The 8,699-nt window shown below is 63.7% G+C and carries 6 protein-coding genes; 3 read left to right on the top strand and 3 right to left on the bottom strand.

Translation table 11 applies throughout. The annotated features are described in order from the left end of the window. The 3 genes from B058_RS0111665 to B058_RS0111655 all read right to left on the bottom strand — a co-directional run. Positions 1-1,064, bottom strand: a 1,064-nt coding sequence (locus B058_RS0111665; protein WP_245539301.1) for an MCP four helix bundle domain-containing protein, incomplete at its 3' end; no start/stop codon positions are given. Between the two features lie 199 nt (positions 1,065-1,263). Next, positions 1,264-1,923 (bottom strand): RluA family pseudouridine synthase, encoded by a 660-nt coding sequence (locus B058_RS0111660; protein WP_040724332.1) that lies wholly within the window; start codon positions 1,921-1,923, stop codon positions 1,264-1,266. Positions 1,924-1,948: 25 nt separating this feature from the next. Beyond that, entirely contained in the window at positions 1,949-3,403 is a 1,455-nt protein-coding gene (locus tag B058_RS0111655; RefSeq protein ID WP_018508670.1) for a M17 family metallopeptidase, read from the bottom strand. 112 nt (positions 3,404-3,515) lie between these two features. Here B058_RS0111655 and pdhA point away from each other — a divergent pair, with 112 nt between their 5' ends. The 3 genes from pdhA (at position 3,516) to B058_RS0111640 (ending at position 8,602) form a co-directional block, all read left to right on the top strand. After that, positions 3,516-4,517 carry a pyruvate dehydrogenase (acetyl-transferring) E1 component subunit alpha gene (gene pdhA, locus B058_RS0111650; RefSeq protein WP_018508669.1) on the top strand — a complete coding sequence of 334 codons (1,002 nt, stop codon included), beginning with the start codon at positions 3,516-3,518 and terminating at the stop codon, positions 4,515-4,517. Between the two features lie 20 nt (positions 4,518-4,537). Beyond that, complete coding sequence (locus B058_RS0111645; protein ID WP_018508668.1) at positions 4,538-5,521, top strand: alpha-ketoacid dehydrogenase subunit beta; 984 nt, start codon at positions 4,538-4,540, stop codon at positions 5,519-5,521. Positions 5,522-5,593: 72 nt separating this feature from the next. After that, on the top strand, positions 5,594-8,602 hold the full coding sequence (locus B058_RS0111640) for an FAD-dependent oxidoreductase (protein WP_018508667.1): 3,009 nt from the start codon (positions 5,594-5,596) through the stop codon (positions 8,600-8,602). Positions 8,603-8,699 lie beyond the last annotated feature (97 nt).

Here is an 8,699-nt window from a genome sequence, read left to right as displayed (position 1 = left end):
ATGCCGTCGATGACGCCAATGATGTCGGCAATCTTCCGCGAGCTGTCCTTGATGGAGGCCATGGTGTCGACGACCTGGCCGACGACCTGGCCGCCCTTGGCGGCAACGTCGGCNGTGGAAACAACCAGNTGGTTGGCCTGACGGGCGTTCTCGGCNTTCTGCTTGACGGTGCTGGTCAGCTCTTCCATCGAGGAGGCCGTCTCTTCCAGGCTCGAGGCCTGCGATTCGGTCCGCGACGACAGGTCGGCGTTGCCAGAAGCAATCTCCCGCGAGGCAACGGCAATGGTCTCGGTGCCGGTCCGTACCTGGCCAACGATGGTCACCAGGCTGGCGTTCATGTCCTTGAGCGCCTGCATCAGCTGGCCAACTTCATCCGTGGAGTGAACGTCGATACGCTGCGTCAGGTCGCCAGTTGAAACAGTCTGGGCAAGCTTCACTGCATGCTTGATCGGAACCGTGATGGACCGCGTGATCAGCCAGGCGGCCAGACTGCCGAGCAGCAGCGACAAGACCATCATGAAAAGCATGAACACACGTGCACTGGCATAGACCGCCTCCGCGTCTGCCACGGCCTGGGCGCTTCCCTTTTCCTGGAGCCGGGCCATGTCTTCCAGGGCCTTGATCCATTGATCCTGTGCCGGGCGGACTTCATCGACCAGCACCTGGGTCGCCGCAATGGGGTTGCCGAGCGCAAACCCCATTGCCTTGTCGAGCAGAGGATCGGTCTTTGCGCGCGCCGCCGCGATCCTGGCGAGCCGCGACTTTTCCTCGTCGCCCGTCACCATGGCGGCCAGCTTCCTGCTTGCCTCGGCATACAGCATCCGCTGCGCCTGGACACGCTTCGCTTCGGCTTCCATGGCGTTGTCGTCCGTCAGCAGGACAAGATTGCGGACCGAGATGGCAGTGGTTTGCAGCGCATCGCGCATGGTGCCGACCAGTTTGATCTTGACCATGTGATCACCTGTTACCTGACCAAGATGGCTTTGGATCTGCGACATCCGAATCAGGCCGGACACTGCGATCAGCAGCACCAAGACCAGAACCAGACCAAATCCGGCGCCCATTCTGGCGCCAATTTTCATGTTTGCGAGCGACATTTCCTACCTATGTATTGAACGAGCTACGGATCTCCTGAACTGTCGAATTCCGGGCGCGGAGCGGAAAGGATGGGGAATGTACTTGCTCCGCATGACAACGGTGTGACCGCGTTTGACGGCAGTGTGCCGCACTGGAATGGGCAAGGCCCGATGAGATCGATGCCTGTCAGAACGGTGCGGGACGCTCAAATTCGAGCGCTTCACCGGTCAGCGGATGGGCGAAGCGCAGGGCACAGGCATGCAAGAGCAGACGCCCAGCCTGGGCCTGCACATCCGGCGGCGCATACAGGGTATCGCCCAGGATGGGATGACCCAACTCGCGCAGATGGACGCGTAACTGATGCGAGCGTCCAGTGATCGGTTCGAGTTCGACGCGCGTGTGCGCGCCGGTTTCGTCGATCTCCAGTACACGCCAGCGGGTGAGACTGGGCTTGCCATGAATATGATCGATTATCCGCAGCGGCCGCCGGGCCCAGTCGACAATGATGGGCAGGTCGATCGTGCCCCAACCGCCCGGCGCAGCGTCCAGTCTGCCGGCCACGATTGCGACGTAGCGCTTCGACACCTCGCGTGCCGCGAAGGCCTTGCTCAGTGCGCGCTGCGCCACCGCGCCGCGCGCCATCACCATCAAGCCGGACGTGGCCATGTCGAGCCGGTGCACGATCACCGCATCGGGATAGCGGGCCTGCACCCGCGCACTCAGGCAATCCTGCTTGTCGGCGCCGCGTCCCGGCACGGCCAGCAGGCCGCTGGGCTTGTCGAATACCAGCAGGGTGTCGTCGACGTAGAGAGGCTCGATGGCAACGCTGCCTGGATACGGCGTCATGGTCACCGCTCGAGTGGGGGTTTTCTTACGCCTGAAGCCCTTCCAGCAATGCCAGTCCCCACGCCACGCCGAAGCCGTTGGCGTCGCTCATCACCGCGCCCAGCCCGCCCTTGCAGTTATGGCCGGACAGGTCCATGTGCAGCCACGGCGTGTCGCCGACGAAGCGCGACAGGAAGCGGGTGGCGAGGATGTGATCGGCCTCACCTTCCATGCTGCACTGCTTGACGTCGGCCACCGTCGAATCGAGGCTGCTGTCGTAATCCTCGGGATAGGGAAAAACGACGATGCGTTCGCCGCTCACCGTCGCCGCGCGCGAAGCCGAGTGCGCCAGCGCGCTGGAGGTAGCGAACACGCCGGACATGCGGCTGCCGAGCGCGTAATGCATGGAGCCGGTGAGCGTAGCGAAGTCGGCGATGAGCACGGGTTTGGCCTTGGCCGCCAGCGTCAGCGTATCGGCCAGCACCATGCGGCCTTCGGCGTCGGTATGGACGACTTCGATGGTGGTGCCGTTCAGTGCCGTGACCACTTCATTCTGCCGGTAGGCCTGCGGGCTGATGTGGTTCTCGGCGAGCGCGACCCAGCCGTCCATCGCGACCGGCAGTTTCAGCCTCGACGCCGTGGCGAGGATGCCAAGCACCACCGCCGAACCGTTCATGTCCTCGTGCATGCCCTGCATGTATTTGGCAGGCTTGAGGTTGTGGCCGCCGGTGTCGAAGCAGATGCCCTTGCCGACGAACGCAACCGGCTTGTCTTTGACAGACTTGCCCTTGTAACTGATGCGCACGATCGCCGCGTCCCTGGCTGGCGACCCCTGTGCCACCGCGCAGAAGGCACCCGCGCCCATCTTCTTCAGTTTGTCGAAGCTGTATTCCTCGACGGTCCAGCCGTACTGCTTGGCCAGCGCCTTGATCCGTTTGCGGTAGACGCCGGGCGTGAGTTCGTCCGGCCCCTGCACGGTGAGGCTGCGGGTCAGGAGATTGCCTTCGGCCAAGGCCTGCGCGCGGGCAAAGCCGCTGGACGACGTGTAGCCGAACAACTGCATGCTCTTGAGCACCGTGTCGGTTTTGGATTTGCGCGACGGCAGCGGCACAGCGTTGACCAGCGCGGTATACACCGCCGCCTCGGCAGCACGGGCCTTGAATGCATCCTCACCGAACACGGCCAGCGTCAATGACTTGGGATGCTCGGCCATCAGGTGCGCAAGCGCCTTGCGCACCTGTTCATGGGTTTCGAAGGTGCTGGCATCGGCCTTGAGCATGGCGAACACCGCAAGCGTACCGCCGGCCAGTTGCACCGCCACCGGCGACTTGGCCAGCGCGTCGACCTTGAGGTCGCGCCGCTTCATCACAGCCTTGAGTTCGGCGCTGCCCGGCACGTCGGGCAGGGTTTTCGACACCGGCAGCAGCACGAGTGCATGGCCTGCTCCCTCCAGCGATTTGGCCGTGATTTCCTGTTTGTTTTCAGCGAGTTTAGGCAGCATGTGGGTTCCTTGGGGGTGGCGTTTTTCTTGATGGTTGGCGGGGTTTACCGGATAATTGCGCGTTTGAATTTTTCCGGCGCTTTTTCCGAGCCCATCCACCAAGGGTAACCGAATGAAGATTGAAGACAAGAAACGCGTGCTGCGCGAAATGGTGTTGCACCGCCGTTTTGAAGAGCGCTGCTATCAGGCCTATATCGAACGCAAGATCGGCGGCTTCCTCCACCTCTACCCCGGCCAGGAAGCCTGCTGCAACGGCGTGATGGAAGCCGCACGCCCCGGCCATGACTATGTCATCACCGGCTACCGCGACCACGTTCACGCGATCAAGTGCGGCGCCGATCCGAAGGCCGTGATGGCCGAACTGTACGGCAAGGAAACCGGCTCCTCCAAAGGACGCGGCGGTTCGATGCACATCTTCGACGGCGACAAGCGCTTCATGGGTGGCTACGCGCTGGTGGGCGGCCCCTTTCCGCTCGCCGCCGGCATCGCCAAGGCGATCCAGCTCAAGGGGGGCGACGAGATCGCCATCTGCTTCCTCGGCGACGCCGCCAACAACCAGGGCGTATTCCACGAAACGCTGAACATGGCGGCACTGTGGAAGCTGCCGGTGCTGTTCGTCTGCGAAAACAACCTCTACGGCATCGGCACCTCGATCGAACGCTCCACCGCCGTGGTGCACCAACACAAGCGCGTCGCCGCCTACAACATCCCGGCCGACGAATGCGATGGCCAGGATATCGAAATCGTTTACGAAGCCGCCCGCAAGGCGGTCGACCATGTGCGCTCGGGCAACGGTCCCTACTTCCTCGAACTGATGACCTACCGCTATCGCGGCCATTCGATGTCCGATTCGCGCGGCTACCGCTCGCGCGAAGAGGAAGAACTGTGGAAGCAGCGCGATCCCATCTTCATCCTGCGCGACCGCCTGATCAAGGACGGTGCCATGACCATGGCCGACTTCGAGGCACTGGAAAAGGAAACCGACGCCTACATCGAGAACGAAGTGATCAAGTTCGCCGAGGAATCGCCCGAACCGCGCGTCGAGGATCTCGAGAAATACGTTTTTGCCGATCGCGCAACCCAGCTCCCGTGGCTCACGGGCAAGGCCGCTTAAGGTTTTAAGGAAAAGACAGCATGGCAAACATCATGTACTGGGAAGCGATCCAGCGCGCCCACGACGAAGAAATGGCGCGCGACCCGCTCGTCATCTGCATGGGTGAGGACATCGGCGTGGCCGGCGGCACCTACAAGGCAACCAAGGGCCTGTACGAAAAATACGGCCCGCTGCGCGTGATGGACACCCCCATCTCCGAAGGCGGCTTCACCGGTCTCGGCATCGGCGCTTCCTTCCTCGGCGTGCGTCCCGTCATCGAAATCATGTCGGTCAACTTCGCCTGGCTGGCGATGGACCAGATGTTCAACTCCGCCGCCAAGGTCCGCTACATGTCGGGTGGCCAGCTGACCGCGCCGTGCGTGTTCCGCTCCGCCGGCGGCGCCGCGCACCAGCTCGGCGCCCAGCATTCGGCGCGCATGGAGAAGGTGTTCATGGGTATCGCCGGCCTGCGCGTGGTGACGCCGTCCAACCCCAAGCAGGCCTACGGTCTGCTGAAGTCGGCGATCCGCTGCGACGATCCGGTGTTCATCAACGAACACGAACTGATGTACAACATGAAGGGCGAAGTGCCGGACGGCGAATACTTCCATCCGCTGGAAGGCTCCGAAATCGCGCGCTCGGGTACCGACGTGACGCTGTTCGGCTATAACATTTCGGTGCACTGGTGCCTCAAGGCGGCCGAGATCCTCGACAAGCAATACGGCATCTCGGCCGAGGTCGTCGACCTCTATTCGTTGTCGCCGCTAGATCGCGCAGGCATCAAGACATCGGTCAGCAAGACCCACCGCGCCGTCATCGCCGAAGAAGACGAAGCGCCGGTCGGCGTCGGCTCCGAAGTCATTGCCATCATCAACGAGGAATGCTTCTTCGAACTGGATGCCGCGCCGGTGCGCGTGCATTCGGCGCTGGTACCGCAGCCTTACAACCACACGCTGGAAAAAGCGGCGATCCCGGATCATGAAGACGTGGTCAAGGCGGTACTGAAGCTCTTTGGCAAGGCGTGAGAAGTGAGAGGTAAGGTGCAGTTGCGCCCTGCCCGCCTCGCCGCTCACCCCTAACCCATCACGGAAATACATATGTCCCAACATTACGCCATCACGATGCCGCAGCTCTCGGACACCATGACCGAGGGCGTGGTCGTCACCTGGGAAAAACAGCCGGGCGACAAGGTCGAACGCGGCGACATCGTCGCCACGGTGGAAACCGACAAGGCCATCATGGACGTCGAAGTGTTCAAGGCCGGCTACCTGGCCGGTCCGCTGGCTGACGTCGGCGCGACCATCGCCGTCGGCGCCGCACTCGGCTACATCACCGACACCGCGGGCGACGTGGCGATTGCCGCCGGCGAAGTGGTGGAAGAACAGGCTCAGACCGAGATGATCCCGCACCATGCCGGCACGCCGATCGTGATGCCGCAACTCTCGGACACCATGATCGAGGGCGTGGTCGTCACCTGGGAAAAACAGCCGGGCGACGTCATCAAGCGCGGTGACATCGTCGCCACAGTGGAAACCGACAAGGCCATCATGGACGTCGAGGTGTTCCAGGAAGGCTTCCTCTCCGGCCCGATCGCCGACGTCGGCAGCGTGGTCGAAGTCGGCCATCCGATGGCCTTCATCGTCGACGACGTCGCCAAGGCCAACGATACCGGTGTCACCATCAGCGCCGACCACAAGGTCAAGAACACCCACAAGGTGGCACCGCCGGCCGCCGACAAGCCGGCGCACATTCCTACGCCCAAGGCCGCGCCCGCGCATATCTCCGCGGCTGGCAACGTGCCGCCGGTGGCGCGCCCCGCTGGCCGCCAGGCCAGTCCCTATGCACGCAAGGTCGCCGCGCAGCTGGGCGTCAATCTCACCGGTCTGGCCGGCACCGGGCCGTCCGGCGTGATCGTGGCTGCCGACGTGGCGCGTGCTCGTCCCTCGATGCAGGAAGTCGCGCATTCACTGCCGCAGGTCGACGTACCGGGCCAGGGCCGCGCGATGACCTCGATGGAAAAGGCGGTCTCCCACGCGATGACCGCCTCGCTCACGCTGCCGACCTTCAACGTCACGGTGAACATCGATACCGCCGCGCTGACCGCCGCCGCCAAGGCCAAGAAGGTCTCGGTGACGGTGGCGATCGCCAAGGCCTGTTCGGTGGCGATGGCGAAATTCCCGCGCATGAACTGGGCCTACCAGCCAGTCGACAAGCTGGTCGAGCGCAGCAACCACGACTTCGGCGTGGCGGTGATGTCAAACGACGGCGGCCTGGTCGTGCCGATCCTGCACGGCATCGAGAAGAAGCCGCTGGAGGCGCTGCAGAACGACTGGACCGGCCTGGTCGAGCGCGCACGGGTGCGCAAGCTGGCCCCGGCCGAGTATTCCAACCCCACCTTCACCATTTCCAACATGGGCATGCTGGGCGTGTCGCACTTCACCGCGATCCCCACCCCCGGCATCTCCGCGATCCTGGCAATCGCCGCAAACGGCCCGCAGGGCACGCCGTTCACCATCACCGGCGACCACCGTGTGCTGAACGGCGCCGACGTGGCGCTGTATCTTGCGACCCTGAAGCAGACCATCGAAGCGCCCGACGCCTGGATGGCGGGCGGCACGGCTGTCGCCGCTGAAGCCGTCACCGGCCAGGCAGCAACCGTCAGCGCGCCCGTCTCGCCAATTCCCGAAGGCAACTGGGACTTCCCCGTGGTCATCGTCGGCGGCGGCCCTGGCGGCGAGGACTGCGCCCGCGACCTGGCCGATCATGGCATCAAGGTCATGATGGTCAACAACGAACCCTTCCCCGGCGGCGAATGCCTGTGGCGCGGCTGCATCCCGTCCAAAGCCTGGCGCGCCGCTGCGGACGTCATTCGCAATCGCGCGCACGACGCCGAAATGGGTGTCGACGGCACCAACGCCCCGACGCTCAACTGGGCGCAGGTGGAAAAGCACCGCCGCTGGGTACAGAGCAGCCGCGGCGACATGGCACTGAAGGCCGACAAGGGCATGAAGATCGACGTGCGCGAAGGCTATGGCGAATTCGCCGACGCCCACACGCTGAAGATCACCCCGGTCGAAGGCGAGCCCTACACCGTCAGCTTCGGTGCGGCGGTCATCGCTACTGGCGCCCCCGCCTTCGTGCCGCCGATTCCCGGCGCGCGCGAGAACCTGGCAACCGGCGGCGTCGTCACCTCAGACACCATCTGGAACCTCGCCACGCCGCCGAAGAAACTCGGCATCGTCGGCGGCGGCGTGATCGGCGTGGAAATGGCGCAGATATTCCGCGACTTCGGCACCGAGGTGCTGATGCTGGAACGTAACGAACGCATCCTCGCCGAAACCGAGGAGGAAATTGCCAAGCAACTGATCGCCTTGCTGGAAAAGGAAGTCACCGTACTCACCAGCGCCAGCATCAACGAAGTCAGCGGCACCCCGGGCGCGATGAAGCTGCGCTACGCCAACAAGGAAGGCATCGAGTCGGTGTTCGATTGCGACGTCGTGCTGATGGCCACCGGCAAGCGCCCCGACACCAGCAAGCTGAATCTGGACAAAATCGGCGTCGAACTCGACGGTGCAGCAATCAAGGTCAACGCACGCTGCCAGACCAGTGCGCCGCACATCTATGCGGTCGGCGACGTCATCGGCGGCTACATGCTCGCCCACACCGCGGCCACGCAAGGCCGTGTCGCCGCCGACAACCTGCTCGGCCACGGCAGCGAATACGACCAGGACAAGGACTGCGGCGTCACCTTCTCGCGCCCGCAGGCCGGCTTCGTCGGTCTGTCCGTGGCGCAGGCCAAGGCCAAGGGCATCGACGCGGTGGAAGCCAAGATGCCGATGAGCATCGACGCCAAGGCGATGATCACCGGCGAGACCGAGGGCATGATCAAGCTGGTGGCCGACAAGGCCACGGGCCGCATCATCGGCGTGCACTACCTCGCCGATCACACCGACACCCTGATCGGAATCGGCGTGATGATGGTGGCCGGCGAGATGACGCTGACCCAGGTGGCGAAGGCGATCTTCCCGCACCCGACGCAGACCGAGCTGTTCGGCGAACTGGCACGGCGGCTGCTGAACCGGTTGCGGCGGACGGCGAAGAAGTAAGGGCCCTGTCATCGTCATCTGACGTAAAAAGAGCCGCTGATGCGGCTCTTTTTACGTCATGGAAACAAAGAATGACCCAGTGTCAGATTTTTTGCGG

The organism is Thiobacillus thioparus DSM 505 (assembly GCF_000373385.1).
Classification (GTDB): Bacteria; Pseudomonadota; Gammaproteobacteria; order Burkholderiales; family Thiobacillaceae; genus Thiobacillus; species Thiobacillus thioparus.
Note: the sequence above shows the minus strand (reverse complement) of the source record. Positions and strands in the feature narration are given on the sequence as shown.

What these genes read in the sequence shown, in the direction of transcription:
- B058_RS0111660 (WP_040724332.1), bottom strand. Translation starts at nt 1,923, where the DNA reads ATGACGCCGTATCCAGGCAGCGTTGCCATCGAGCCTCTCTACGTCGAC.
- B058_RS0111640 (WP_018508667.1), top strand. Translation starts at nt 5,594, where the DNA reads ATGTCCCAACATTACGCCATCACGATGCCGCAGCTCTCGGACACCATG.
- B058_RS0111645 (WP_018508668.1), top strand. Translation starts at nt 4,538, where the DNA reads ATGGCAAACATCATGTACTGGGAAGCGATCCAGCGCGCCCACGACGAA.
- B058_RS0111655 (WP_018508670.1), bottom strand. Translation starts at nt 3,403, where the DNA reads ATGCTGCCTAAACTCGCTGAAAACAAACAGGAAATCACGGCCAAATCG.
- pdhA (WP_018508669.1), top strand. Translation starts at nt 3,516, where the DNA reads ATGAAGATTGAAGACAAGAAACGCGTGCTGCGCGAAATGGTGTTGCAC.